Below are 24,346 nucleotides of genomic sequence, written 5' to 3'. Positions count from 1 at the left end.
GCGCGACGCCCGACCGCACGCACACCCGCGCTGTCTGCCGGTTTTGGCGAAAACGTTATCAACAACTCAATCGTAGCGGGCCACGATGAACGACACTCGTCCGCTGTCGCTGCGGCCGGAGGCTCGAGGGCCGGGAGGTGAGCCGCGGTGGAGCTGATAATCACGGAGAAGGACAACGCGGCCCGCCGGATCGCCGACATCCTGAGCGGCGGGACCTACGACTCGAGCCGCGAGAACGGCGTGAACGTCTACGAGTGGGGCGGCAAGCGCTGCGTGGGGCTGTCGGGACACGTGGTCGGCGTGGACTTCCCGTCGGAGTACTCGGACTGGCGGGACGTCGAACCCGTCGAACTCATCGACGCCGACGTCGAGAAGACGGCCACGAAGGAGAACATCGTCGCCACGCTGCGCCTGCTGGCCCGTCGCGCCGAACGCGTGACGATCGCCACCGACTACGACCGCGAGGGGGAACTGATCGGCAAGGAGGCCTACGACATCGTCCGAAACGTCGACGAGGACGTGCCGATTCGCCGCGTCCGCTTCTCCTCGATCACGGAGAACGAAGTTCAGAGCGCGTTCGACGAACCCGACGAACTCGACTTCGACCTCGCGGCGGCCGGCGAAGCCCGCCAGATCATCGATCTGATCTGGGGAGCCGCGCTCACCCGGTATCTCTCCCTGTCCGCGGGCCAGCTGGGGAACGACTTCATCTCCGTCGGCCGGGTGCAGTCGCCGACGCTGAAGCTGATCGTCGACCGCGAGCGCGAGATCGAGGCGTTCGATCCCGAGGACTACTGGGAGATCTTCGCGGACCTCACGAAGGACGACACCGCCTTCGAGTCCCAGTACTTCTACCGCGACGAGGACGGCAACGAGGCCGAACGCGTCTGGGACGAGGCCACCGCGGACGAAGTCTACGAGACCCTGGCCGCCCGCGACGCCGCGACCGTCGTCGACGTCAACCGGCGAACCCGCACCGACACGCCGCCGGAGCCGTTCAACACCACCCAGTTCATCCGTGCGGCAGGTGCCATCGGCTACTCGGCCAAGCGGGCGATGTCGATCGCGGAGGACCTCTACACCGCCGGGTACATCACCTATCCGCGAACCGACAACACCGTCTACCCCGACGATCTGGACCCCGAGGAGCTCCTCGACGAGTTCGTCGGCCACTCGTCGCTCGGCGAGTCGGCCGAATCGCTGCTCGAGGCCGACGAGATCGTCCCGACCGAAGGCGACGAGGAGACGACCGACCACCCGCCGATCCATCCGACCGGCGAGATTCCGAGCCGCGGCGACGTCTCGGACGACGAGTGGGAGGTCTTCGAACTCGTCGTCCGGCGGTTCTACGCGACCGTCGCCGACGCCGCGGTCTGGGAGCACCTCAAAGTCGTCGCCGACGTCGACGACTACCGGCTCAAGGCCAACGGCAAGCGCCTCGTCGAGGCCGGCTACCACGACGTCTACCCGTACTTCTCCACGACGGAGAACTACGTTCCCGACGTCGACGAGGGCGAAGAACTGGCGCTCTCCGACGTGGCACTCGAGGACAAACAGACCCAGCCGCCCCGCCGGTACGGCCAGTCGCGGCTCATCGAGACGATGGAGGAGATGGGGATCGGGACCAAGTCGACCCGCCACAACACCCTCGAGAAGCTGTACGATCGCGGCTACATCGAGGGCGACCCGCCGCGACCGACGAAACTCGCGATGGCCGTCGTCGACGCGGCCGAGAACTACGCCGACCGAATCGTCAGCGAGGAGATGACCGCCCAGCTCGAGCACGACATGGACGCCATCGCCAGCGGCGAGGCGGACCTCTCGGACGTCACCGACGAGTCCCGGGAGATGCTCGAGGAGATCTTCGCGAACCTCGCGGACTCGCGCGACGAGATCGGCGACCACCTCCGGAAGTCGCTCAAGGACGACAAGCGCCTCGGCCCCTGTCCGGAGTGCGGCGAGGACCTGCTCGTCCGCCGGAGCCGCCACGGCTCGTACTTCATCGGCTGCGACGGCTATCCGGACTGCGAGAACACGCTGCCGCTGCCCTCGACCGGCAAGCCGCTGATCCTGGAAGAGGAGTGCGACGAACACGGTCTCAACGAGGTCAAGATGCTCGCCGGGCGGCAGACGTTCGTCCACGGCTGTCCGCTCTGCAAGGCCGAGGACGCCGGCGAGGGGCCGGTGCTGGGTGCGTGTCCGGAGTGCGGCGAAGACAGCGCGACGACGGATTCGTCGCGAGACGACGGCGGCGAGCTCGCCGTCAAGACCCTCGAGAACGGCTCGCGGCTCGTCGGCTGTACGCGCTACCCCGACTGCGAGTACTCGCTGCCGTTGCCCCGCCGGGGCGAGATCGAAGTCACCGACGAGTACTGCGACGAACACGAGCTGCCCGAACTCGTCGTCCACAGCGGCGACGACCCCTGGGAGCTGGGCTGTCCGATCTGTAACTATCAGGAGTTCCAGGCCCGCGAGAGCGAGTCGGGTTCGGACCTCGAGGCGCTCGACGGGGTCGGTGCCAAGACCGTCGAAAAGCTCGCCGACGCGGGGATCGAGGACCTCGAGGACCTGACCGACGCCGATCCCGACGCGATCGCGGCGGACGTCGAGGGCGTCAGCGCCGATCGGATCCGGAGCTGGCAGGCGAAGGCTTAGATCCGCTTTTCCACCTGCTGAACGCCTTCGGAAAGCTCCTGTCGCTTGAAGTACATCGCTTCGACTGCGAAGACCGCCGCCGCGATGACGACGACCAGCCAGAAGACGGCGGGGAGCTGCGAGTAGAGGTACCACGTCAGCATGACGAAGAAGGCGGCCGAGCCGACGACGCCGACCAGGGGCGGGACCGGATTGACGTCGACGTCGTCGGCGTCGCGGACCGTCAACGCGAGCGCGCTCATCGCGCCGAAGACGACGATGAAGGCCAGCGAGGCGAACTCCACGACGGCCTCGAGGCTGCCGAGGACGGTGAACGCGGCCGTCAGGACGCCGATGACGATCACGGTCCGTTTCGGGGCGGCGTCGGCGTCCGGGTCACCCATCTCGTGGGGCAAGATGTCGTCGCTGATCAGGATTTTCGCGAAGATGGCCTCGCTGAACAGCGTCGAGTTGATCGCGCTGGCCGTCGAGATGAGGCCGGCGAGTCCGACCGCGAGCGCGAGCCACTTCGAGACGGCTAACGCGGCGTAGAGCAGCGACGGTTCGGGCTGGGCGGTGACCACCTCTTCGGGCAACAGCGTCGTAATCACGAATCCGACGAGGATGTAGATGGACGCCGCGATCGGAATCGAGACGAACACCCCCTTCGCCAGCGTCTCGTCCGGATCGTCGAACTGCTCCTGATCGTAGAACAACAGTTGCCACCCCTCGAATGAGACGAACCCGACCGAAGCGGCGAGGATCGGATTGAGCCCGAGTTCGGCAAAGCCCAGCCGGAGTTGATAGTTCGCTGCGCCGTACCACAGGCCGATCAGGCCGAACGCGGCGATGATCCCCGCCTGGACGAACACGAGATACCGTTCGACCGCCGCCGACGAGCCCGCACCGAGGAGGTTCAACCCGATAAAGATAGCGAGGACGCCGACCGAGAGGAACTGCCTGATCGGGAGCCCCCAGACGTACTCGAATCCGATCAGCATCTGTCCGTACATGCCGAACGCGTAGGCGTACATCGCCATCGTCCCGATGTAGCCGACGACCAGCGTCCAGCCGACGACGCCCGCCGTCGTCGATCTCCCCGTGAGTTCCTCGATGTACGAGACCGACCCGCCGCTGCTGTCGGTCGCGTCGTTCAATTTGACGTACGAGTACGCACAGCAGAGGACGACGACGGTCGCCAGCGCGTAGGCGAACCACGTCAAGATCCCCGCGGCGGCCACGACGATGCCGATCGCGGCGTAGATGCCGCCGCCGACGATGCCGCCGACGCCGAGCGCGACGGCCGTTCCGACGCCGAATCCGCCGTTTTCGTCCCCGCCGTCCCCGTTTCCGCCACCGCCGTCCCCGCTCATGGTTCCGTCTCCATCGTTACGATGTCCGCACCCGCTGCGAGCCGCGGGTTGACTCCCGCGATCGGATGGACGCGGAAATTCCGAACGCCGGCGTCCACGGCGAAGCTGTTCTCGAACGAGCAGATCGGCAAGCAGACCCGGTCCTCGAGCAGCCGCGTGATCGCCGCCTCGTAGAGCCGGCGTCGCCGCTCGCGGTCCTCCGTCTCGCGAGCCGCCATGAGCCGTTCCATGACCGCGTCCTCGCGGTAAAAGGTCCCGTTCGTCACCCCCGCCATGTTCTCGTGGAACGTCGGATAGAGGTGCGAGTCAGGATCGGGCGTGCCGACGATCTCGCCCACGAACACCGAGTAGTCGCGCGCCGAACCGGAGACGACGGTCTCGAGGAAGCTGGATTCGGGTTTGGAGACGACGAGCGCACCGCGGCTGGCGTCCCGGAGGCCGCCGGCCAGTGCCTCGCCGAACTCCTTATGTTTCGGATCCGTCGACGTGAGGATGCGGAGCTGACCGCTCGCCGCGTCGGCCTCGCGAAACAGTTGGCGGGCCGTCTCGGGGTTCGTCTCGTTCGCGAGGTCGGCCCACTCGTCGGTCGGCATGTCCCAGTCGTCGGCTACCTGCGGCGGTAGCGGGCTGTACTGACGCCGTCCCATCGGCGCGACGAAGTCGGCGACCGCTTTCTCGAGGTCCATGCAGTAGCTGATCGCCTCCCGAACCCGGGGGTCGGTCGTCGGTCCCTGGTTCAGGTTGAAGCCGAAGTAGAACGACGTGTAGCCCTGCCGGCGTTTCACCGAGGCGTTCGCCACGTCGCTCACGTGATCGACGATCAGCGGCGAGACCGGTTCGATCGCGTCGTTCCGGTTCGTCCGGAGGCTCGTCAGTTGGGTCATCGGGAATTCGACGTACGCCATGGTGAGCCGAGCGATTTCGGGCACCGGATCGCCCCAGTAATCGCCCCAGCGGGACAGCGTGGCCTTCTTTTCGGCGCTGAACGACGTTACCTCGAACGGACCCGCTCCGATCGGTTCCGTGGCGAACGCCTCCCTGTCGTCTTCCCGCTCCTGTCGGGGGACGATCGGGTGCGTCAGCGCGTAGTCGAGTCCCGGATACGGTTCCTCGAGCGAGAATCGGATGGTGCGCTCGTCGACGGCCGTGACCGAGTCGAACGGCTCCACCCGCCACGCGGTCGGTGCGTCCGTCTCGAGCGGTGCCTCGAACGAGTAGACCACGTCCTCGGCGACGACGTCCCGGCCGTTCTGGAACCGGGCCCGCTCGTCTATTTCCACAGTGACCTCGCGGCGGTCGGTCCCGAACGCCGGCTCGCCGGCCGCGATCGCGGGGACCACGTCGGTCCCCTCGCCGTACTCGTAGAGTCCGTCGAACACGCGCCCGATCGCCTGTTCGGAGCCGATCGAACGGGCCTCGATCGGGTCGAGCGTTATCGGCGGGCGGAGCGTCCCGACCCGGAACGTCGGCGACGGTCCGGTTCCGAGCGTCGTCGAACAGCCGGCGAGCGCGCCGCCGCCTGCGGTGCCGAGGCCGGCGAGCAGGTCGCGCCGCGTCGGCTCGAGCGGCCGCTCGCTCATTCGAGCCCCCGTCTCTCTCGGATCACCGCGATCCGCTGCCGTCGTCTCGGTGGTCGGTGCATACTCGGTCCGTCCTCGGCGGACAACTGTGAAACCCAACGCGGTGAACCCCGTTGGCCGACCGGCTTGCATCTGAGGGGGCGGCGTCGATCGCTCGCGCCGATCTGTCGACTGCGAAATTGGATCGTGGACTGCCGGGGGTAGAATTAACTGAGTGTGTCTGCATGTTTAACTATCAACGCGATTGCGTGTACTGGAATCACGCATGCCGTGAGACAGGCAGACACCATGTCAGAAATAAATAATATTACGAACGGATCGGGTGACGGAGAGGGGGACGGGGTCGAGGTGACCGTCGGAATCGATCAACTCGAGGAGTTCCTGACGGCCGACGACCCCGAAGTCAGGGCGTACGCGGCCAAGACGCTCGCGAACGAAGCCTCGAATCGGCCGAGAGACGTGCGATCCGCCGTGGGGTCGTTGACCGACTGTCTCGAGGACGATCCGGCGATCAGATCGCACGCGGCCGCCGCGCTGGCGGCCGTCGCCGCCGCCTTCCCGCGGGAGACGCGAGACGCCGCGCCGGCACTGACCGAGCGTCTCGAGGGATCGACGGCGGTGCGGGCGGATGCGGCGGACGCGATCGCGTCGATCGCCGCCGACGACCCGGGTGCCATCTCCGATTCGGCGACGGAACTCGCGGCCTACGTCACCGACGACGACGAGACCGTTCGAATCCGAACGACGGACGCGATCGCGTCGATCGCGACCGACGATCCGGAGTCGGTGGTCCCCGTCGCGGACGTCGTCATGGCCGCAACCGACGACGAGACCGAGGCGGTCAGGGAGAAGACGGCCGCGACCCTCGCGGCCGTCGCGGCGCACGACCCCGACGCAGTTCTCGCCGCGATCGATCGGCTCGTCGCTCGGCTCGAGGACGAGCCGGGCGTCAGGGAGCGCGCCGCCCGGGCGATCCGGTCGGTTGCGGCCGACCAGCCGTCGGCGGTCACGGCCTCGGTCGAGCCGATCGCGACGGCGCTCACGGACGACCGCGAATCCGTCCGGGCCGACGCCGCTGCGGCGCTCGCGGCCGTCGCGGCGGAGCACCCGGATTCCGTCAGCGAAGTGGCGGATCGACTCGCCGCGAGCCTCGACGCCGAGGCCGACGTGCGCCGGGAAACCGCGAGCGCGCTCCGGAACGCGACGGACGTCGCCCCCGATGCGGTCTCGCCGTCCGTCGACGCGCTCGTCGAGCGACTCGACGACTCGCTCGAGCCGGTCCGGGTCGACGCGGCCGCCGCGCTGGCGACCCTGGCGTCGGACCGACCCGAGGCGGTCGTCCCGGCCGTCGAACCGCTCGCGGATCGATTAACGGACGACGAGCCGGCGGTTCGAAGCCACGGCGTCGCGGCCATCGCCAGCGTGGCCGAGACGACACCCGAGGCCGCCGAACCCGTCGCCGCCGAACTGGCCGACGTCCTCGACGACGAGGACGAGGACGTCCGGGCGGCGGCCGCTCGAGGGATCGCCGCCGTCTCGGCGATCGCGCCCGCCGCAGTTCGGCCCGTCGTGTCCCGACTCGCCGACCGCCTCGACGATCCGCACGAACCGGTCCGTCACAGTGCGGCCGACGCGCTGAGCGAGATCGCGCTCGAGGACCCGGACGAGGACGTCGACGTTCCGGCGGTGGTCGACCGGCTCGAGGACGGCGACGAGTGGGTTCGCGGCCACGCCGCCCGCCGGCTGGCGGAGATCGCCGAGTCGCAGCTGGTCGATCCACACCCGGCCGTTCGATCGCTGTGTCGGCGGCTCGAGGCCGACAGCGTGGCGGTTCGGCGGTCCGCGACCCGGGATCTCGTTCCGATCGCCACCGAGCGTCCCCGCGAGACCAGCGAGGCCGTCGCACCGCTGGGCGGTCGGCTCTCCGACGACGACGCGAGCGTCCGAAACAACGCGGCGCTCGCGCTCTCGCGGCTCGCGGCGGCCCGTCCCGACGACGTCCGGCCGGCGCTGGTCGACCTGTTCGCCGCGGTCGACGACTCGGATCCCGGCGTCCGCGCGACGGTCCGCGAGACCCTCGCGTCGGTCGCACCCGTCTCGCGAAGCGACTGCCGCCCGACGGTCGCCGTCGCCGCCGCGGAGACCGACGCGGACGAGGAGGCGGTCCGCGTCGCCGCCTGCGAGACTCTGGCCGCCCTCGACCTCGAGACGGGCGCGGAAACCGAGGCCGCCGTCGGTGCCGTCTGTGACCTGTTCGTCGACCCGACGCCGACCGTCCGCGCCGCCGCGCTGGACGCGCTCGAGCGGCTCCTCGCGGCGGATCCCGGGACCGACCCGACGCCGCTCGAGGCGCTCTCGGCGGTGTTGTCCGCCGCGGACGAGCGCGCGACGGCGGTGGCGCTGGCGCTCGGCGACGTCGCGCGGACGGACGCGGAACTGGTCGCCGAGGGGGCGACGCTCCTGGTCGATCGGCTGCGGGACTCCTCGGACGAGCAGCGCCGAGCGGTCGTCCGCACGGCGACGACCGTCGTCGCGGAGACCGACCGGAGCTCGGTCTCGGAACTCCTGCTGGAGGAGCTCGCGTCGGACGGGGCCGACCGCGCGTCGGTCGCGGGGGAACTCGCGCGGCTGGCGGCGGCCGCTCCGGACGACGTCGCGATCGTTCGGGAGCGGCTGGTCGACCTGCTCGACGACGACGACGAGGCCGTCCGCGGATACGCGGCGCTAGCGCTCGGGTGCCTCGCCGTCACGGGCCGCGACGACGGCTCCGCGCTAGACGGCGGACTCGACGGCGTCGACGATCGGCTGCTCGACGCGGCTTCGCTCGTCAGCGGCGGCGAGACGCCGGACAACACCGACGGAATCAACAATCAACTCTCCGGCATGGGGACGCGACTCGAAGACGACCCGTGGGCCGCCGGACTGGCCGTCCTCGCGCTTTCGGTGCTCGCCGACGAGTCCGAGAGTCTCCGTCCGACCGGCGTCTCGAAGATCGCGGCTGGGCTCACCGTCGACAGCCCGATCGTCCGAGCGACCGCCGGACGGACGCTGGCGACGATGGTCGCGGACGACTCGCACGGGATCGGCGCGGCGACCGACGAGTTGCTCGTGGCGCTGTCGGATCCGGACGCCGACGTTCGGGCAACAGTGGGGACCGTCCTCGCCGCGGCCGCGGACGAATGCAGTGAGGCGGCGGACGTCGATCGGATCGCGGCTGCGCTCCGGCCGCGTCTCGCCGACCCCGACGGTCGCGTTCGAGCCCGCGCGATCCGGGCGTTGACGGCGATCGAGGCCGACGATTCCGCGGCCGCGATTCGGCCGCTGGTCGACGACCCCGTTCCCTCGGTCTCGAGCGCGGCGACGACCGCGGTCGACCGACTCGAGCGCGATTCCGATGAGGGCGACGAGACGTTCGACTGGCGAATGACCCGCGCGGGCCCGTCGGGTACCGGCCGGGTCGGAGACGGCGATGCGCTCGGCGGGACCCCCGCGACGCAGTGGCGCGTCGAGACGGACGGCCGCGTCGACGCGCCGCCGGCGCTGGTCGGCGAGACCGTCTTCGTCACGAGCGACGACGGCTCCGTCGCCGCGCTGGCGCTCGAGGACGGCGGCGAGCGCTGGCGGTTCGAGACGGACGCCCCGATCGGGACGACGCCCGCGGTGATCGACGACGCCGTGTACGTCGGCGGCGACGCGGCGGTCTACGCGCTCGATATCGAAACGGGCGAGCGGACCTGGCGATACCGGACGAACGCCACCGTCCGCACGTCACCGGTCGTCGTCGACGGGACGGTCTACGTCGGGAGCGACACGCTCCACGCGATCGACGCCGAAACCGGCCATCCGATCTGGACGGTCCCGTTCGACGCGCCGCTCGTCGGTATCGCCGTCGACGACGACGTCGTCTACGCCGCCTGTGAGGACCGCGTGATCGCACTCGCTGCCGACGACGGGAGCCGGCACTGGGAGACTGTGATCGATCTCGAGGGATCGGTCGCCGCGTCGCCCGCGGTCGCGAACGGCACCGTCTACGTCGGCTGCGGGACGACGCTCCGCGCGCTCTCGGCCGCCGACGGCTCGCGACGGTTTCGATTCGATACCGGCGGTCGTCTCGTCGCGTCGCCGGCCGTCGCGAACGGGTGTGTCTACGCTGCCAGTGGAGACGGAAGCGTCTACGCGGTCGACGCGGCGATGGGTGCCGAGCGCTGGCGGGTCGTCACGGACGGGACGACGACTGATCCGGTCGTCATCGACGACACCGTCTGTCTGGGGACCGCCGAGGGGCACGTCGTCGCCCTGACGACCGACGACGGCACCCGCCGGTGGGAGTTCGCGGTGGAGTCCGTCGCGAGCGCGACGTCACTCGCGATTGCGAGCGGCCGGCTCTGTCTCGTCGGTCCGGACGGCATCACCGCGATCGGGGACGCCAACTCCTCTTGGAAGGATTCGATCTCCGGCCTGTTCACTCGGTTCGGGAACGGGTCGTCGTAACGCGACGTCAGTCGGCGGCAGATTCGGACACGTTGCCGTCGGCCGACTCGGATGCGTTGCCGTCGGCAGATTCGAGGACGGATTCGACGGCCTCGACGAGGTCCGCGGGCTCTATGATGCCGAGCTTGTCCCAGTGTTTCTCGCCCCGCTCGTCGACGACGACCGTGACGGGGTAGCCGTACACGCCGTAGCGCGCCGCGAGCGTCGAGTTCGGGTCGTAGCCGACGTTCCAGTTGCCGCTGTGGGCGCGCCACCACTCGCGGAGCTCGTCTGCCGGTTTGTTATCGAGTGACTGGTAGGTGACCGAGAGGAACGTCAGCTCGTCCCCGCCGTCCTCGACGAGTCGGGACCGGGCCTCGGCGAGCCGCGGCATCGTCGCCTGACAGTGGCCACAGCCCGTGACGAAGAACGAGACGACCGTAATACCGTCGTTGGGGACTGTCACCGTACCGGCCTCGCTCCCTCGAGCGTCGATCGTCTCGACGTCGACCGGCCCGTCCGAGTGGCCGCCGTCGCCGTCGTCCGTCGTGGAGTCGCTGCCGAACGAGGGCAGGAACAGTTTGCCGACGGCGACTCCGGTCGCTCCGGCGAGGACACCGATGCTGCCGAAGCCGGCGACGATTTCGCGGCGTCTCATACGGTCTCAGCCTCGTCTATCGCCCCGAGGAGGACGCGAACGGTCGCGAACGCCGTCCCGAAGAAGATGACCCCGTTCGCCGCCACCGAGAGCGGTTCGTTGCTGCTCGCCGTCCTCGCGGCCGCGTAGACCGCCCCCGTAGCGATCAGGAGACCTCCCCAGTGGCTGATCGGCTGGGACTCGAGCCGCGATCTCGTCGTCTCGAGGAGCCCGTGAATACCGGATGCGGGGGACATGGTACGGGCTACGTCGGAGAGGATAAAAACGGTTCTGGACGGCACCGGTCGTTCGTCGGCGTCGCTTCCCGCGTCCGTCTCACGGTCGTTTCACCGGCGTCAGAGAGCCGGTCGGGTTCGTTCGGTCCGGTGCGGATCGGGCGGTCCAGCCGCGAGCGTCCGAACGGACGTCCGTACGAAGACGGATCGGTTCGAAGAAAACGGACCATCGGTTGGCGAACCGAACGCACCGATTTACCGACGGTACGACTTAAGCGCCTCGCGGCCGTCGTCGTCCCCGTGACCGACGACCGCGAGCGATGGAACGAACGATACGACGAGGGCACGTTCGATCCCGCCGACGAGCCGATTCCGGCGCTCGAGCGCCGAATCGCGACGTTCCCGGACGGGCGCGCACTCGACGTCGCGACGGGCACCGGGCGAAACGCACTCTTCCTCGCCGAACACGGGTACGACGTCGATGCGGTCGATATCTCCGACGCCGCGATCGAGCGCGCTCGCGAGCGGGCCAGTGACCGCGGCGTCGCGGCGAACTCGAACTGGATCCGCGCCGACCTGGCCGAGGTCGACCTCGGCCGCGGCCGCTACGACGTGATCACGGTCGGCTTCTTCGCCGCCCTCGAACACCTGCCAGCCCTCAAGGAGGCACTCACCCCGGGCGGCGTGCTGGTTTACGAGCACCACCTCCGCTCGAGCGATCCGGTCGCCGGCCCGTCGACCGACCGCTATCGCTATCGGTCGAACGACCTGCTGCGGGCGTGTCTGGATCTGACGGTCCTCTCGTACGAGGAACGGCGACGACCGGTCGGGGACGGTACCGGAGACGGCGACGACGACGATTCGATCGCGGTAGCCACGCTCGTCGCGCGGCGCTCGAGCGGCGGCACGCAGTCGTATCCGAATCGAGCGGCCGAGACCGACGGCGGTGGGTGAGCCCCGGAACCGCGCCACTCCGCAGTCCGCGACCGATCCCCGATCGTCAGCCCTCCTCGAGCGCCGTTTCGACCGCCGTGACGACGGTACTCGCGGTCGTGTCGCCCGCGTTACGCCAGCGGCTCTCCCCGGCCCCATCGAGGACGATCGTCGTGGGGTAGCCGTCGATCTCGTAGTACTCGTAACTGGCCCCGGTCTCGTCGCGACCGAGCGGCCAGTCGCCACCGTTCTCGTCGAACCAGGCCGCCAGTTCGTCGTCCGACGGCGAGGGGCCGCTGGTGGCGTCCGTGACCGAGAGAAACCGAATCGCGGGATCGTCGCCGCCGACGGCGTAGCCCTCGTTCTCGAGGCGTGTCTTCGCCTCGCCGAGCGTCGGCAGCAGACCGCGGCTCGTCGGACACTGGGTCCGAGTGAAATTACAGCACGTGACCCGTCCAGACTGCGGGATCTGGACGGTTCCGGCCTCGCTTCCGGGCGCGTCGATCGTGGCGATTTCGAACGGCGGTTCGCCGGCCCCGTCGCCACTGGTGTCAGTCCCGCCGTCGCCGTCGTCGCCGTCGTCAGCGCCACCGTCCAGACAACCGACCAGCGCTGGCATCCCGGCCGCCGATGCGAGGAGTTCCCGACGGTCGATCGAGAACCCGGACCGCCCGGTTCCTCGAGTCCCATCCATAGCCCGATAGACGGGCCCCCGTTGCAAAGCATCACTGGTCGGACGGCTGTGTCGGGCGGGAACTGCCCGACCGGCCGACCGCCGATTCCCGTCGCTCGACCGCGGCGGGCGAATTCACTGCCCTTTTAGCGGTCGCTCGCTCACTCGAGACCGAGACACCGTGGCTTCCATCGTCGTTACCGCGCTGGCCGGCGTAACCTTCGGACTCGCGCTCGCGGCACCGCCGGGGCCGATGAACGCGATCATCGCCGAAGAGAGCGTGGTCCGCGGCTGGCCAGCCGGCTTCCGGGCCGGTCTCGGTGCGATGCTGGCGGACGCGATTTTCTTCGGACTCACGCTGGCGGGTATCGTCGCCGTGATCGACCGCGTCCCGGCCGTTCGGCCCGCGCTCTACCTGGCCGGCGGCGGTCTCATGCTGTACTTCGCGGTCGGCGCGATCCACGAGGCCCGGGCCGCCACCTCGTTTACCGACGCCGGGCGGGCCGCCACCACGGGGTTCCGGAAGACGTTCGTCCTCTCGCTAACCAACCCCTACCAGATCGGCTTCTGGCTCACCGTCGGCGTCGGCCTGCTCGAGCCCGGAACGCTCGACGTGCTCGCACACGCCCCGCTGGTGGGACGGGCGCTCGAGGGTGCACTGGTCGTCCAGACCGGCTCCCCGGCGCTGCTGGTCGGGTTCTTCGGGGGGATCGGCCTGTGGATCGTCGCCTATCCGGCGGCGCTCGCCGCGGCGGGACGGCGGGTCGACGCGTTCGCACCGGCAGTGGCCGCGCTGAGCGCCGTCGTCCTCGTCGGGTTCGGACTGCTCTTTCTCGCGATGGGGACGCTACGGATCGTCTGAACGGCACCCGCGTTCGGGCGGCGACGGCGGTCCTCGACTGTTCCCGACGCGGAACGGACTGGCACCGGAGCGGCGCGATGGAGCGGCCGCTCCGGGGCAGTTCTCGCGCGGACCGCTCGCCGGCCGGTCGCGAGCGGCGGCTACTCGCCGAGTGCGGCGATCTCGTCCTCGAGCCACTCGCTGAACCACTTGACGCGTTTCAGGCGCTGGTGGGCGATCCCCTCGGCGGTGTCGCTCTGGACGCGCGAGGCGGCGTCGTAGCCCCGTTCGAGGACCCGCTCGACCATCTCGTCGCAGTCCATGTGCGTGCGGGCCTCGTACCCCATCCGCAACAGCATCAGTGCGGTGCCGTTCGCGCCGACCTTGTCGAGCATGTCGGCCTCGATGAGACACTGGGCCTCCAGCGTGAGGTCGGTCAGGTCTCCCTGGTAGGAGTGGTGTTCGATGGCGCGACATACCTGCTGGATGAACGATTCCGGGTAGTCCACGCGCGACTCGAGGTACTCGCGGGCGACGCGAGCGCCGGCCTCGGCGTGGAGTTCCTGGTCGGTTTCGAGTTTGGCGACGTCGTGAAAGAGGGCGGCGACGCGGGTAACGTCGACGTCCGCACCCTCCTTCTCGGCGATTTCGGTGGCGAGATCGACGACGTTGAGGATGTGGTTGTGCCGGTACTCCGCGGAGTGCCAGGGATACCAGCGCATGCGGCCACCCTCCTCTTCCTTCTCCACGCTGGCCGCGAGGTATTCGAAGACGAACCCTTTCATCTCCTCGAATTCGGCGTCGGCGACCCGGTTTTCTTTTATTTCAACGCCCACGATAGATCCCTCCGCAATAGACGAACGATAGTCATTATCCGAATGTTCGGTCGTTTCGTTCTTTAGCCTTTGGTTCGTACCGGTTTCGGACCGTCGTGACAGTCACGATGCCGGACAAGTAAGCGGCCGCCGGTCCGTTCCGTGCCTCCAAACCGCTCGCTTGGTCGGTCTCTTCTCGACGACGATTCGTCTGCTCCGCACCCGAAATGGGCGAGAGCAATTACTACAACGGCTTACCAATAGTTATATTAGTGAGTTAATTCATTGTGCATTATGTGATCAACTGGTGTGAAATAACAATCTCTAAATAGGAATTTGGAAGGACCGGGTTACACACGCTGTGTGTGGGAAAGAAAGCTAATTAGAAATGACATAAATGACAGATACGCGAGAACGGATTACGGCCGCCCTGCTGTCGCTACTGCTGGTAGTGTCGCTCGTCGCGATCACCGGGAGCGGGTTAGCAGGAACCGCGGTCGCAACCGACGGTATCGACGCGCAATCACTCGAGACGGACACCGCAGCGCCGACGATCGATCCGGCGATCGAGGACGCAAACGGGACCACGGAGGTCTATCTCACCTTCGATCAGTACGACGGCGCGCTCAGCGCCGATCGCGAGCGGGCGATCGCCCAACTCAAGGACCACGCCGAGTCGTCACAGGCGACGGCCAAACGACAACTCGGTGCCCGCAGCGGTGTCGAGGTGATCAACAGCTACTGGATTACGAACACCGTTCGTGCGTCGATCGACACGACATCGGTCACCGCATCGGAGCTGGCGACGATCGACGGCGTCCGATCGATCACGGCGAAACCGGAGTATCGCGTGCCGGACACGGCCGCCCGGCCGGCCGCGGAGCCCGATTCCGACGAGTTCACCTACGGGCTCGAGCAGATCAACGCCACTGAAACGTGGGACGAGTTCGATGCCACGGGCGAGGACGTGAAAGTCGCCGTCCTCGACACCGGCTTCGACGTCAGTCATCCCGACCTCGACCTCTACACGGAGGACGAGGACGATCCGACCTACCCCGGCGGCTGGGTCGAGATCGGCCCGGACGGCGAGCCCGTCGAGGGCTCCGAACCACATGACACCCAGTCGCACGGGACCCACGTCGGCGGAACGATCGGTGCCGCCGCTCCCGACGACAACGAGACTCCCGCGTACGGCGTCGCCCCCGACGTCGACCTCCAGCACGCGCTCGTGTTGCCCGGCGGATCGAGCGCCAACTCCGACCCCATCGCCGGCTTCGAGTACGTCATCGAGGAGATGGACACCGACGTCGTCAGCATGAGCTTCGGCGCGGGCTGTGGGCCCTTCGGACCGGTGTACCAGGATGCCTGGATCCCCGCGATACAGAACGCCAACGACGTCGGCGTCGTCGCGGTCACCTCCGCGGGGAACTCCGGCGAGGGCTGTGTCGGTTCGCCCGCGAACATCTACGACTCGTTCAGCATCGGTGCCTCCAACGAGGCCGGTACCATCGCCGACTTCTCGAGCGGCGGCACGGTCGCGGCCGACAACTGGGAGGAGCCGGACCCCGAATGGCCCGACGAGTGGGTCAAGCCGGACGTCTCCGCACCGGGTGCGGACGTCCTCAGCGCAGTACCCGGCGGCGGACACGAGCGATACTCGGGGACATCGATGGCGGCCCCGCACGTGTCGGGTGCCATCGCACTCATGCTCTCGGCGAACGACGACCTCTCCGACGAGGAGATCGAGTCCACCCTCGAGGAGACGGCCTGGAAACCCGCGGACGCGCCAGACGAGAAGGACGTCCGGTACGGTCACGGTATCATCGACGTCCGCGCCGCGGTCGCCGAGGTCGGTGGCGCTGCGCTCGAGTACGAGCTCGGCGACGTCGACCGGGACGAGTCGCTCACGGTCCGGGACGTTCGGCTGACACAGCAGTACCTGCAGGACAAAACCCCCGAGCCCTTCAGCGAGGATCTCGGCGATCTGAACCGCGACGGCGAGGTTACGACGACCGATCTGAACCTGCTCCAGCGCAAGGTACTGGGGTCGCTCGACGAGGGCGAGATCGCGGTGACCGGCTTCGACGTTCCCGACAACGTCGACAAAGGCGAGCCGCTCGAGGTCACCGTCGACCTCACCAACCCCGGTGAGGAGGGTGCGGTCCAGAAAGTCTCCCTCCAGCTGAGCGACGATCCGGCCGAGCCGGGCGACGGCGAGACCGTCGCGACCGAGGTCGTCGATATGGCCCCTGAAGGCGTCGACGAGCCGATCGGCTCCCCGTCCGAAACGACGATCACGTTCGAGGTCGACACCGACGACCTCCGGAGCGGAGCGTACGCGGTCACCGTCACCACCGAGGACGACGAGGCGACCGAGGAGTTCACGTACCTGGCCTCGCAGTTCGACGTCTCGTCTCTCGACGCGCCCGACGAGGCCAACAGCGGCGAGAACGTCACCATCAACGCGACCGTCGAGAACGTGGGCAACGTCGAGGACACTCAGTCCGTCGAGTACCGCTTTGGCGACCTCGACGAGACGCTGCTCGAGGAGTCCGTCACGCTTGCACCCGGCGCGGAGACGACCGTCTCGTTCGCGGCCGACACGGAGAACGTCTCCGCGGGCACCTACGAACACGGCGTCTTCACCGACGACGACGCTGCAACCGGCAATATAACGATCCTCGAGCCCTTCTTCGACGTCGAGATCGCCGACGCGCCCGATCGGCTCGAGCCCGGTGATGCCTACACCGTCACTGCCGGCGTCGAGAACACCGGCGATGCGCCGGGCACGCAACGGGTAACGTACGACGTCGTCCGGGAGCGCACCGAGGTCGCAGTCGTCGACAGCAAGGCCGGTACGGAGTCGGTCCGGGCCGCCCTCGACGATCGGAACGTCGACGGCGACCGGGACGACCTCGCCGATGCTGCCGACGAGCTCTCCGCGACCCTGCAAGGCGAACTCGACGACTCGTACAACGTGAGTCCGCTCGGAGCGGACGAACTGCTCGCATCGGTCGACGCGTACGACGTTTTCGTCGTCAACGACTTCGGTGACGCCGACGTCGAGGCGTTCCTCGACACCCTCGCGGACGACCAGGCCGTCGTCTTCCTCGAGAACTGGGGCGCCGATTCGACCGCGATTACCGATCGCTCCGATGTAACCGGCGACCCCGCGGCCGTCGACATCGCCGACTCCGGTTCACCGCCGGTCGAACTCGATATCACGGCCGACCACGCCCTGTTCGACGGCATCGCGGACGAAGGCGAGTCGGTCGAAATCCACGACGCCACCTTCGCCGACCGCGCCTGGTTCGACGACTACAGCGGTGACGCAATCGCGGACGTCGGTGCCGGCAGCCCCGACGGTGCCGCGGTCGGCGTCGGCCAGGACGGCGACCACGTTCTGCTGGCCTCGTTCGGACGGACGCAGTTCGTCGCGGACGGGGACTTCACCGACGACGCCAACGCGATCCTCGCGAACGCGGTCACGTACGTCGACGACCCCCTCGAAGCGAGCGTCGAGCGCACGACGACCGAGGTATCGCTCGATCCGGGCGAGTCGTCGACTGTCGAGTTCTCCGCCGTGCTCGAGGATCTCGATCCCGAACTCGAGTGGGCTCACGCGGTCGAAAGCGAGGACGACGCGGTGCGCACACCGTTTGCACTCGGTGCGCAGTTGGGCACCGTCGCCGGCACGGTGTCCGACGATACGACCGGATCGCCGGTCGCCAACGCGACCGTCGAACTCGAGCGGGACGACGAAACGTACGTCGGCGTAACGGACGCGGACGGAACGTACGCCGTCGAGGACGTTCCGGCCGGGGAGTACACCCTCACGGTCGCTGCGACTGGCTACGAGGCGGTGACGGACACCGTGACGGTCCTCGAAAACGAGACCGTCACGAAGCACGTCGAACTCCGCGCTACCGCGGCGACGATGAGCGGGCAGGTGACCGCGAGTGACGACGGAACTCCCGTCGCGAACGTCACGGTCGCCGCCGAGAACGACGATGGCGAGGTTTTCGAGGCGACGACCGACGCGAACGGAACGTACGCGCTCACGGACGTCTCGGCGGGCACGTACGTCGTCGACGTCGCAGACACGCCGCCCGGCTACCGGCCCGAGAAGATCGTCACGGTCGCTCCCGGTGAACACGTCACCGGCGTCGACTTCGAGATCGAACGCACTCCCGGTACGATCGACGGCTACGTCACGAACGCCGCCGGCGTTCCGATCGCCGACGCGACCGTCGCCGACGCCGACGGCGGCGCGTTCAGCGTGACGACCGACGAAAACGGCTCCTACGAGATCGACGGGCTGGCACCCGGGCGGTACGCGCTCCGCGCGGCCGCCGACGGCTACGACGACTCGACCATCGAGTTCGTCGACGTCGAACCGGGCGCGACGGCGACGGCGAACCTCACGCTCGGCACGTACTTCGAAGTCAGCGATCTCGAGGCCCCCGAGACGGCCACGCAGGGGGAAACGATCGTGGTCAACGCGACGATCACCAACACCGGTGACCGGACGGACACCCGAACGGCGTTCTACTTCCCGCCGGGAACCGACTTCGGAACGGACGTCGTCGACTATCGGCCCGAACTGTCGGAGACCGTCACCCTCGACGGCGGCGAGTCGACGACGGTCGAGTTCACCTACGAGATTCCCGAGGACGACGAGCCGGGCGAGTACGAACACGGCGTCTCCGCCGACGAGGTGGCGTCGACGACCATCACGATCGAGGAATCAGAGGCCGGCGAGCCCGAACCCGCGTACTTCGCCGTGAGCGATGTCGACGGGCCGGCCGCCGCCAATGCGGGTGACGCGATCACGGTCGACGCGACGATCACCAACACCGGCGACGAAGCCGACGAGCAGGACGTCTACCTCTTCTGGAACGTGACGTCGCCGGCGCTCGAGACCGACGAGCAGTCACCGGCCGACCGACGCGAATCGGTCGGTATCGACTCGGCAGCGACGGTCGCGCTCGAGGGCGGGGAGTCCGCGGTCGTCTCGCTCACCCACGAGATCGATGCGGACACCGACCCGGGATCGTATCGGTACTCCGTGTCGACGCTGCAGGACCTCGCTACGGACGGCCTTACCGTGGAAGCGGCCGACGATGCGACGATCCTGCCGATCCGTGCGGACGGCAGCGCCGACCCGATACGCGGCTGACTCGATACCGCCGTCGGGCTGCTCGGCAATCCAGTTCGACCGCGGCTTTCGCCCCTCCGTTTTTCGTTCGTACGACGGACTCGGTCCGAGAGCGTCGTGGAACACCCGTCGACGAACCGAGCGGGAGCGCCGTCGCGAGCGGCTGACGACGCGGCGTATGCCGACCGCCGTATTCCTCAATAATGTCCGTTAAAGTCAAACAGTCGGCCCCAGAAGGAGGGGGTATGAGCAGTGAACAGGAAGCGGAGTCGATTCGGTGTCTCGTCGCCAAAGTCGGTCTCGACGGTCACGACCGCGGCGCTCACGTCGTCGCGCGCGCGTTCCGGGACGCCGGCTTCGAGGTCATCTACTCGGGGCTGCACAAAGCCCCCGACGAAATCGTCCAGGCCGCCGTCCAGGAGGACGTCGACGTGCTGGGCATCTCCATCCTCTCGGGCGCACACGACACGCTCGTCCCGAAGATCATGGGCGGGCTCGAGGAGTACGGTGCCGCGGACGACACGCTCGTCCTCGTCGGCGGCGTCATCCCCGAGGAAGATCGTCCGGGACTCAAAGACGAGGGGGTCGCGGCGATCTTCGGCCCCGGCACCTCGATCGAGGAGACCATCGAGTTCGTCCGTGAGAACGCGCCCCAGCGATGACCATGGACGCTGCCGACGAATCGCTGCTCGAGGCGCTGCTGTCGGGGGAACACCGGGCGCTCGCGCGGACGATCTCGAAGATCGAGAACCGGTCGCCGGGCTATCGCGACCTCGTCTCGGCGCTCTACGCACACACGGGCGACGCCGACGTGATCGGGATCACTGGCAGTCCCGGCGCGGGCAAGTCGACGCTCGTCGACAAGCTCGCCGAGGAGTACCGCGACCGCGGCGAGACGGTCGGGATCATCGCGATCGACCCTTCCTCGCCGTTTACGGGCGGCGCGGTGCTCGGCGACCGCATCCGGATGGCCTCTACCGTCGGCGACATGGACGTCTTCGTCCGCTCGATGAGCGCCCGCGGCACGCTCGGCGGTCTCTCGACTGCGACCGCCGACGCGGTCAAGGCGATGGACGCCTTCGGCAAGGACAAGATCATCATCGAAACGGTCGGTGCCGGCCAGAACGAGATCGACATCGTCCGTACCGCCGACACCGTCGCCGTGCTGGTCCCGCCCGGCTCCGGCGACGACATCCAGACGCTGAAGGCGGGGATCCTCGAGATCGCCGACGTCTTCGTCGTCAACAAGGCCGACCGCGACGGCGCGGACCGCACGGTCCAGGAGCTTCGGGAGATGGTCCACCTCGGCGAGGAGAGCGGGATCGGTGGCGGCGGTGGCGGGCACCACGGTGCCGACGCGATGGCGGGCGGTAGCGGCGGGGTGCGGGCCGACGACGCCGATGGAGGCGGCGGCGAGGACGAAGGCTGGACGCCGCCGATCGTCGAAACGGTCGCCACGAAGGGAACCGGCGTCGAGCACTTCATCGACGAACTCGCCACCCACCGGACCTATCTCGTGGACTCCGGCACCCGCGCCAAGAAAGCCCGCCAGCGCTACGCCGAAGAGATCCGCACGCTGCTTCGCGAGGACGTCCACGCCCTGCTCGAGGACGAACTCGCCGACCGCGGCGGGATCGACGACCTCGCGGAGGCCGTTCGGCGGGGCGAGACCGATCCCTACGCCATCGCCAGCGACGTGCTCGCGCCAGTCGAGGCCTGCGTCGAGAACCTCGAGACCGGTCGAGACGCGGACTCGAGCGCGGAGTAGCGTCGGCGCTCGAGCAGGGCGGGCGGACAGGCATGAAACCATGCCCGCCCGACGGCTCCGTCGGGCGGCAGTCACTCGGATTATTACATCTAGTATCGCCCTCAAAAATCCATATCACGGTGGACACTGTTACTGTCTCACATGAACGAACAGGAACTCGTCCATCTCCACGCGTTGCTGTTCGAGCTACGGCTGTATCTCGAGCGGGAGGACATCGCGCCCCCTGACGCCTTCGACGACTACGACGCACAACCGGTCCGCCCGCCACACATCCACCGCCCGAAAGAAGCACACAAGAGAGCGATGGATCTCCTCCTGGTCGAGATCCGCGACCGCGTTCGGAGATCTTCCCGCCAGACGGCACCGTATTGACTTCCTCCCACGGCCGAAGCCGTGGGTTTTCTCGCGTCTCGCGTATCCGCTCGCGAACGAGCGATGTGGCGTCGGTAGACCCCCGGCCTCGAGATCGTCCGCCGTCTGCGGCCGCTATCCGCCGAATCCGCAGGCTCCTCGCCGTGTCCCGGTCCCAGCAGGTGCTGATCCCGAACCTGAAGTCTAAGGCCGTTGCCCGCTTACGGTCTCCTATGAACGCCCGAACAGTCCTCGGTGCGGCAGTGGGAACCGTCGCCGGCGCAGTCGTCGGCAACCGCCTCCTCCAGCGACGCGCGAGCGACCTCGAGAACCCGCTTCCCGGTATCGAACGGACGTATCGCTGGCGGGGAATCGAGACGACCTACACCGTCGCCGGCGATCCGAACGATCCGGACATGCTCTTGCTCCACGGGATCTACGCGGGTGCGAGCAGCCACGAGTTCGCCCCGATCGTCGAACGATTGGCCGAAGACTACCACGTCTACGCGGTGGATCTCCCCGGCTTCGGCCGTTCGGAGCGGCCGCCGCTCGTGTACTCCGGGTCCCTCTACGGCGAGTTCGTTCGCGACTTCGCGGACGAGCTCACCGACGAACCGATCGCCGTCGCCTCCTCGCTGACCGGCACCTTCGCCGTCGACGCCGCCGCCGAGACCGCGTTCGAACGCCTCGTCCTGATCTGTCCGACCGACGAGACGGGCGACGAGCGGCCGTGGGTCCGGACGCTCCTTCGGACGCCGATCGTCGGCACGACGCTGTACAACCTGCTCGCGAGCAAGCCGTCGATCCGGTACTTCTACGACCGGGACGGCTACTACGACGCCGACCGGATCAGCGACGAGGAGGTCGGCTACGCCTGGGACAGCGCCCACCAGCCCGGCGCGCGCTACGCCACCGCCTCCTTCGCCGCGGGCACGCTCGACCCCGAGTTCGACCTCGCGACGGAACTGGCCGCCCTCGAGACGCCGACCACGCTGGTCTGGGGCCGCGACGCTGAACTCGTCCCGCTCCGCGAGGGCCGGGACCTCGCCGAGGCCGCCGACCTCGACCTGGTCGTCATCGACTACGCGACCCAGCTGCCCCACGCCGAACACCCCGACAAGTTCGTCGAGTACCTGAGCGCCGAACTCCCGCGGGCCGGTCTCGGCAGCGACGAGTAACCGATCGAGTCGGCTGTTTCGCGCGTCACGCCGATCGTGGCCGAGTGAGAAAACGACCCGTTGTCGCTCGGACGACCCGGAGGCTACGCCGGGCGGAGTCCGATCACGCGTTCGCCCGTCGTCTCCGAAACCGTAATCTCGAGTGCGACCGTCTGTCCGGTTTCGACGTCGGCGACGTCGACGCCGACGACCTGCCCCGTCAGGCGGACGGGACCGAAGTCCACGACGGCCGTCGCGTACGGCGCGTCCTCTTCGAAGGCCGGCGTCGGGACGTGCGTGACGGTGTACGTCTGGATTTCGCCGGTATCGGGCAGGTCGCTCTCCTCGAGATCGGTCGACCCGCAGTCGGGGCAGACCCGACGGGGCGGCAGCGAACCGTGGCCGTTGGCACACTCGAGGTAGTAGGCGTCGCCCTCCTCGGCGGCGGTGAGCCACTCGTCGAAGCCGGCGTCGGCGACGTGTTCGGTGTCGCTCATCGGTCGACCACCTCCAGGACGTGAACGGTCGCACTCGCGACCGTGCCACCCGCGTTGTGGGCGACGCCGGTCGTCGCCCCGTCGACGTGCTTGCTGTTGGGGTGTTCGCCGGCCAGCAGATCGGTGACTTCGGCGATCTGAGACGCGCCCGTCGCGCCGACGGGGTGGCCTTTCGCCTTCAGCCCGCCCGAGAGGTTGATCGGCGTCTCGCCGTCCGCGGTCGTCCGGCCGTCGCGGGCCGCAGAGATCCCCTCGCCGATCGGTTCCAGATCGAGCGCCTCGAGCGCGAGCACTTCGGCGATCGTGAAGCAGTCGTGGACCTCCGCGAGGTCGACGTCACCGGCGTCGACGCCCGCGTCGGCGTAGGCCTCCTCGCCGGCCTCGCGTGCGGCGGGCGAGCGGGCGAGGTGCTCCCGGTCGTGCAGCGCCATCCGGTCGCCGCCCTGTCCGGTTCCCGTTATCGCAACCGGTGCCTCGAGGTCGTGGTTCGCGGCGTAGGACTCGCTCGTGAGCACGAGCGCGGACGCGCCGTCCGAGATCGGACAGGCGTCGTAGAGCCCGAGCGGTTCCGAGACCGGCGGGGCCTCGAGCGCGTCCGAAACCTCGATGGCGCGCTGATACTGGGCCTTCTCGTTGGTGAGGGCGTTCGCGTGGTTTTTGACCGCGATGTTGGCCAGGTCCTCGCGCTCGCCGCCGAACTCGTCGAAGTAGGCCTGGGCCATCAGCGCGTACGCGCCGGGGAAGGTCACCCCGGCCCGCACCTCCCAGAGGTCGTCCGCGGCGATCGCGAGCGCTTCGGTCGCGCCAGCGGTGCCGAGGTTGGTCATCCGCTCCGCGCCGCCGACGAGCAACACGTCGTTCTCGCCGTTACGGATCCGTTTGACCGCCTCGCGGACCGCGACGCCGCTCGAGGCGCACGCGGACTCGTAGCGGGTCGCCGGGGCTCGGACCCCCGCCGCTTCGGCCATCAAGGGCCCCTGATGGCCCTGATGTTCGGAGAGTTCGCCCATGAAGTTGCCGTAGAGGACGGCCTCGACGTCCTCCCGGGGGACGCCGCTGTCCTCGAAGGCCACGGTACTCGCTTCGGCGAAGAGATCTCGGCCGGTCCGTTCGGGGCTGTTCCCGAACGGTGTCAACCCTGTGCCTGCGACACGTACGTCACTCATGTACACAGACGTAGTGGACGACTCCGTTAATACCCCGCGGTTACGACCGCGACCGTT

Annotated in this window: 17 protein-coding genes; 9 read left to right on the top strand and 8 right to left on the bottom strand. The window is 68.4% G+C overall.

The window, feature by feature from the left end:
* Positions 1 to 147 precede the first annotated feature (147 nt).
* Positions 148 to 2,655 (top strand): DNA topoisomerase I, encoded by a 2,508-nt coding sequence (locus BMX07_RS09120; protein WP_090617011.1) that lies wholly within the window; start codon positions 148 to 150, stop codon positions 2,653 to 2,655.
* Here BMX07_RS09120 and BMX07_RS09115 read toward each other — a convergent pair.
* The gene (locus BMX07_RS09115) at positions 2,652 to 4,007 is read right to left on the bottom strand and encodes an APC family permease (protein WP_090617009.1); all 1,356 of its coding nucleotides are present in this window, start codon (positions 4,005 to 4,007) and stop codon (positions 2,652 to 2,654) included. The two genes, BMX07_RS09120 and BMX07_RS09115, sit on opposite strands and share 4 nt — an antisense overlap.
* Entirely contained in the window at positions 4,004 to 5,587 is a 1,584-nt protein-coding gene (locus BMX07_RS09110) for an ABC transporter substrate-binding protein (protein ID WP_090617007.1), read from the bottom strand. Before BMX07_RS09110 ends, BMX07_RS09115 begins: the two co-directional genes overlap by 4 nt.
* Before the next feature lie 288 nt (positions 5,588 to 5,875).
* On the opposite strand from BMX07_RS09110, the gene BMX07_RS09105 reads away from it, so the two are divergent.
* Positions 5,876 to 10,078 (top strand): sister chromatid cohesion protein PDS5, encoded by a 4,203-nt coding sequence (locus tag BMX07_RS09105; protein WP_090617005.1) that lies wholly within the window; start codon positions 5,876 to 5,878, stop codon positions 10,076 to 10,078.
* A 7-nt stretch (positions 10,079 to 10,085) separates the two neighbouring features.
* On the opposite strand, the gene BMX07_RS09100 is transcribed toward BMX07_RS09105, so the two are convergent.
* Together BMX07_RS09100 and BMX07_RS09095 are read right to left on the bottom strand one after the other, a co-directional pair.
* The gene (locus BMX07_RS09100) at positions 10,086 to 10,715 is read right to left on the bottom strand and encodes a TlpA family protein disulfide reductase (RefSeq protein ID WP_090617003.1); all 630 of its coding nucleotides are present in this window, start codon (positions 10,713 to 10,715) and stop codon (positions 10,086 to 10,088) included.
* Positions 10,712 to 10,951 (bottom strand): hypothetical protein, encoded by a 240-nt coding sequence (locus tag BMX07_RS09095; protein ID WP_090617001.1) that lies wholly within the window; start codon positions 10,949 to 10,951, stop codon positions 10,712 to 10,714. The genes BMX07_RS09100 and BMX07_RS09095 overlap by 4 nt, the downstream gene beginning before the upstream one ends.
* 279 nt (positions 10,952 to 11,230) lie before the next feature.
* Between BMX07_RS09095 and BMX07_RS09090 the strand changes: the two genes are divergently transcribed.
* Positions 11,231 to 11,884: a class I SAM-dependent methyltransferase gene (locus tag BMX07_RS09090; protein ID WP_090617232.1), complete on the top strand. Its 654-nt coding sequence runs from the start codon at positions 11,231 to 11,233 to the stop codon at positions 11,882 to 11,884.
* Between the two features lie 46 nt (positions 11,885 to 11,930).
* Here BMX07_RS09090 and BMX07_RS09085 read toward each other — a convergent pair whose 3' ends face one another.
* Positions 11,931 to 12,557 (bottom strand): TlpA family protein disulfide reductase, encoded by a 627-nt coding sequence (locus BMX07_RS09085; protein ID WP_245742080.1) that lies wholly within the window; start codon positions 12,555 to 12,557, stop codon positions 11,931 to 11,933.
* A gap of 160 nt (positions 12,558 to 12,717) precedes the next feature.
* On the opposite strand from BMX07_RS09085, the gene BMX07_RS09080 reads away from it, so the two are divergent.
* On the top strand, positions 12,718 to 13,398 hold the full coding sequence (locus tag BMX07_RS09080) for a LysE family translocator (RefSeq protein ID WP_090617000.1): 681 nt from the start codon (positions 12,718 to 12,720) through the stop codon (positions 13,396 to 13,398).
* 140 nt (positions 13,399 to 13,538) lie between these two features.
* On the opposite strand, the gene BMX07_RS09075 is transcribed toward BMX07_RS09080, so the two are convergent.
* The gene (locus BMX07_RS09075) at positions 13,539 to 14,213 is read right to left on the bottom strand and encodes an HD domain-containing protein (protein WP_090616998.1); all 675 of its coding nucleotides are present in this window, start codon (positions 14,211 to 14,213) and stop codon (positions 13,539 to 13,541) included.
* Positions 14,214 to 14,589: 376 nt separating this feature from the next.
* On the opposite strand from BMX07_RS09075, the gene BMX07_RS09070 reads away from it, so the two are divergent.
* The 5 genes from BMX07_RS09070 (at position 14,590) to BMX07_RS09050 (ending at position 22,647) form a co-directional block, all read left to right on the top strand.
* Positions 14,590 to 19,371 (top strand): beta-sandwich domain-containing protein, encoded by a 4,782-nt coding sequence (locus BMX07_RS09070; protein ID WP_090616996.1) that lies wholly within the window; start codon positions 14,590 to 14,592, stop codon positions 19,369 to 19,371.
* A 224-nt stretch (positions 19,372 to 19,595) separates the two neighbouring features.
* A complete protein-coding gene (locus tag BMX07_RS09065) occupies positions 19,596 to 20,012 on the top strand; it encodes a cobalamin B12-binding domain-containing protein (RefSeq protein WP_090616993.1) in 417 nt (138 codons plus the stop codon).
* A 2-nt stretch (positions 20,013 to 20,014) separates the two neighbouring features.
* The gene (meaB, locus tag BMX07_RS09060; RefSeq protein ID WP_090616991.1) at positions 20,015 to 21,118 is read left to right on the top strand and encodes a methylmalonyl Co-A mutase-associated GTPase MeaB; all 1,104 of its coding nucleotides are present in this window, start codon (positions 20,015 to 20,017) and stop codon (positions 21,116 to 21,118) included.
* A gap of 141 nt (positions 21,119 to 21,259) precedes the next feature.
* Positions 21,260 to 21,490, top strand: a complete 231-nt coding sequence (locus BMX07_RS09055) for a UPF0058 family protein (protein WP_090616989.1) — start codon at positions 21,260 to 21,262, stop codon at positions 21,488 to 21,490.
* A 212-nt stretch (positions 21,491 to 21,702) separates the two neighbouring features.
* The gene (locus tag BMX07_RS09050; protein WP_090616987.1) at positions 21,703 to 22,647 is read left to right on the top strand and encodes an alpha/beta fold hydrolase; all 945 of its coding nucleotides are present in this window, start codon (positions 21,703 to 21,705) and stop codon (positions 22,645 to 22,647) included.
* Between the two features lie 83 nt (positions 22,648 to 22,730).
* Here BMX07_RS09050 and BMX07_RS09045 read toward each other — a convergent pair whose 3' ends face one another.
* Positions 22,731 to 23,123 (bottom strand): Zn-ribbon domain-containing OB-fold protein, encoded by a 393-nt coding sequence (locus tag BMX07_RS09045; protein ID WP_090616985.1) that lies wholly within the window; start codon positions 23,121 to 23,123, stop codon positions 22,731 to 22,733.
* A complete protein-coding gene (locus BMX07_RS09040) occupies positions 23,120 to 24,289 on the bottom strand; it encodes a thiolase C-terminal domain-containing protein (RefSeq protein ID WP_090616983.1) in 1,170 nt (389 codons plus the stop codon). Before BMX07_RS09040 ends, BMX07_RS09045 begins: the two co-directional genes overlap by 4 nt.
* Between the last annotated feature and the right edge of the window lie 57 nt (positions 24,290 to 24,346).

It is taken from the genome of Natrinema salaciae, from assembly GCF_900110865.1.
GTDB classification, from domain to species: Archaea; Halobacteriota; Halobacteria; order Halobacteriales; family Natrialbaceae; genus Natrinema; species Natrinema salaciae.
Note: the sequence above shows the minus strand (reverse complement) of the source record. Positions and strands in the feature narration are given on the sequence as shown.

Bases quoted from the DNA above. Each gene is read 5' to 3' on its own strand.
- BMX07_RS09115 (WP_090617009.1), bottom strand. From the start codon at position 4,007: ATGAGCGGGGACGGCGGTGGCGGAAACGGGGACGGCGGGGACGAAAAC.
- BMX07_RS09110 (WP_090617007.1), bottom strand. From the start codon at position 5,587: ATGAGCGAGCGGCCGCTCGAGCCGACGCGGCGCGACCTGCTCGCCGGC.
- BMX07_RS09105 (WP_090617005.1), top strand. From the start codon at position 5,876: ATGTCAGAAATAAATAATATTACGAACGGATCGGGTGACGGAGAGGGG.
- BMX07_RS09100 (WP_090617003.1), bottom strand. From the start codon at position 10,715: ATGAGACGCCGCGAAATCGTCGCCGGCTTCGGCAGCATCGGTGTCCTC.
- BMX07_RS09095 (WP_090617001.1), bottom strand. From the start codon at position 10,951: ATGTCCCCCGCATCCGGTATTCACGGGCTCCTCGAGACGACGAGATCG.
- BMX07_RS09085 (WP_245742080.1), bottom strand. From the start codon at position 12,557: ATGGATGGGACTCGAGGAACCGGGCGGTCCGGGTTCTCGATCGACCGT.
- BMX07_RS09070 (WP_090616996.1), top strand. From the start codon at position 14,590: ATGACAGATACGCGAGAACGGATTACGGCCGCCCTGCTGTCGCTACTG.
- BMX07_RS09065 (WP_090616993.1), top strand. From the start codon at position 19,596: ATGAGCAGTGAACAGGAAGCGGAGTCGATTCGGTGTCTCGTCGCCAAA.
- meaB (WP_090616991.1), top strand. From the start codon at position 20,015: ATGGACGCTGCCGACGAATCGCTGCTCGAGGCGCTGCTGTCGGGGGAA.
- BMX07_RS09055 (WP_090616989.1), top strand. From the start codon at position 21,260: ATGAACGAACAGGAACTCGTCCATCTCCACGCGTTGCTGTTCGAGCTA.
- BMX07_RS09050 (WP_090616987.1), top strand. From the start codon at position 21,703: ATGAACGCCCGAACAGTCCTCGGTGCGGCAGTGGGAACCGTCGCCGGC.
- BMX07_RS09045 (WP_090616985.1), bottom strand. From the start codon at position 23,123: ATGAGCGACACCGAACACGTCGCCGACGCCGGCTTCGACGAGTGGCTC.
- BMX07_RS09040 (WP_090616983.1), bottom strand. From the start codon at position 24,289: ATGAGTGACGTACGTGTCGCAGGCACAGGGTTGACACCGTTCGGGAAC.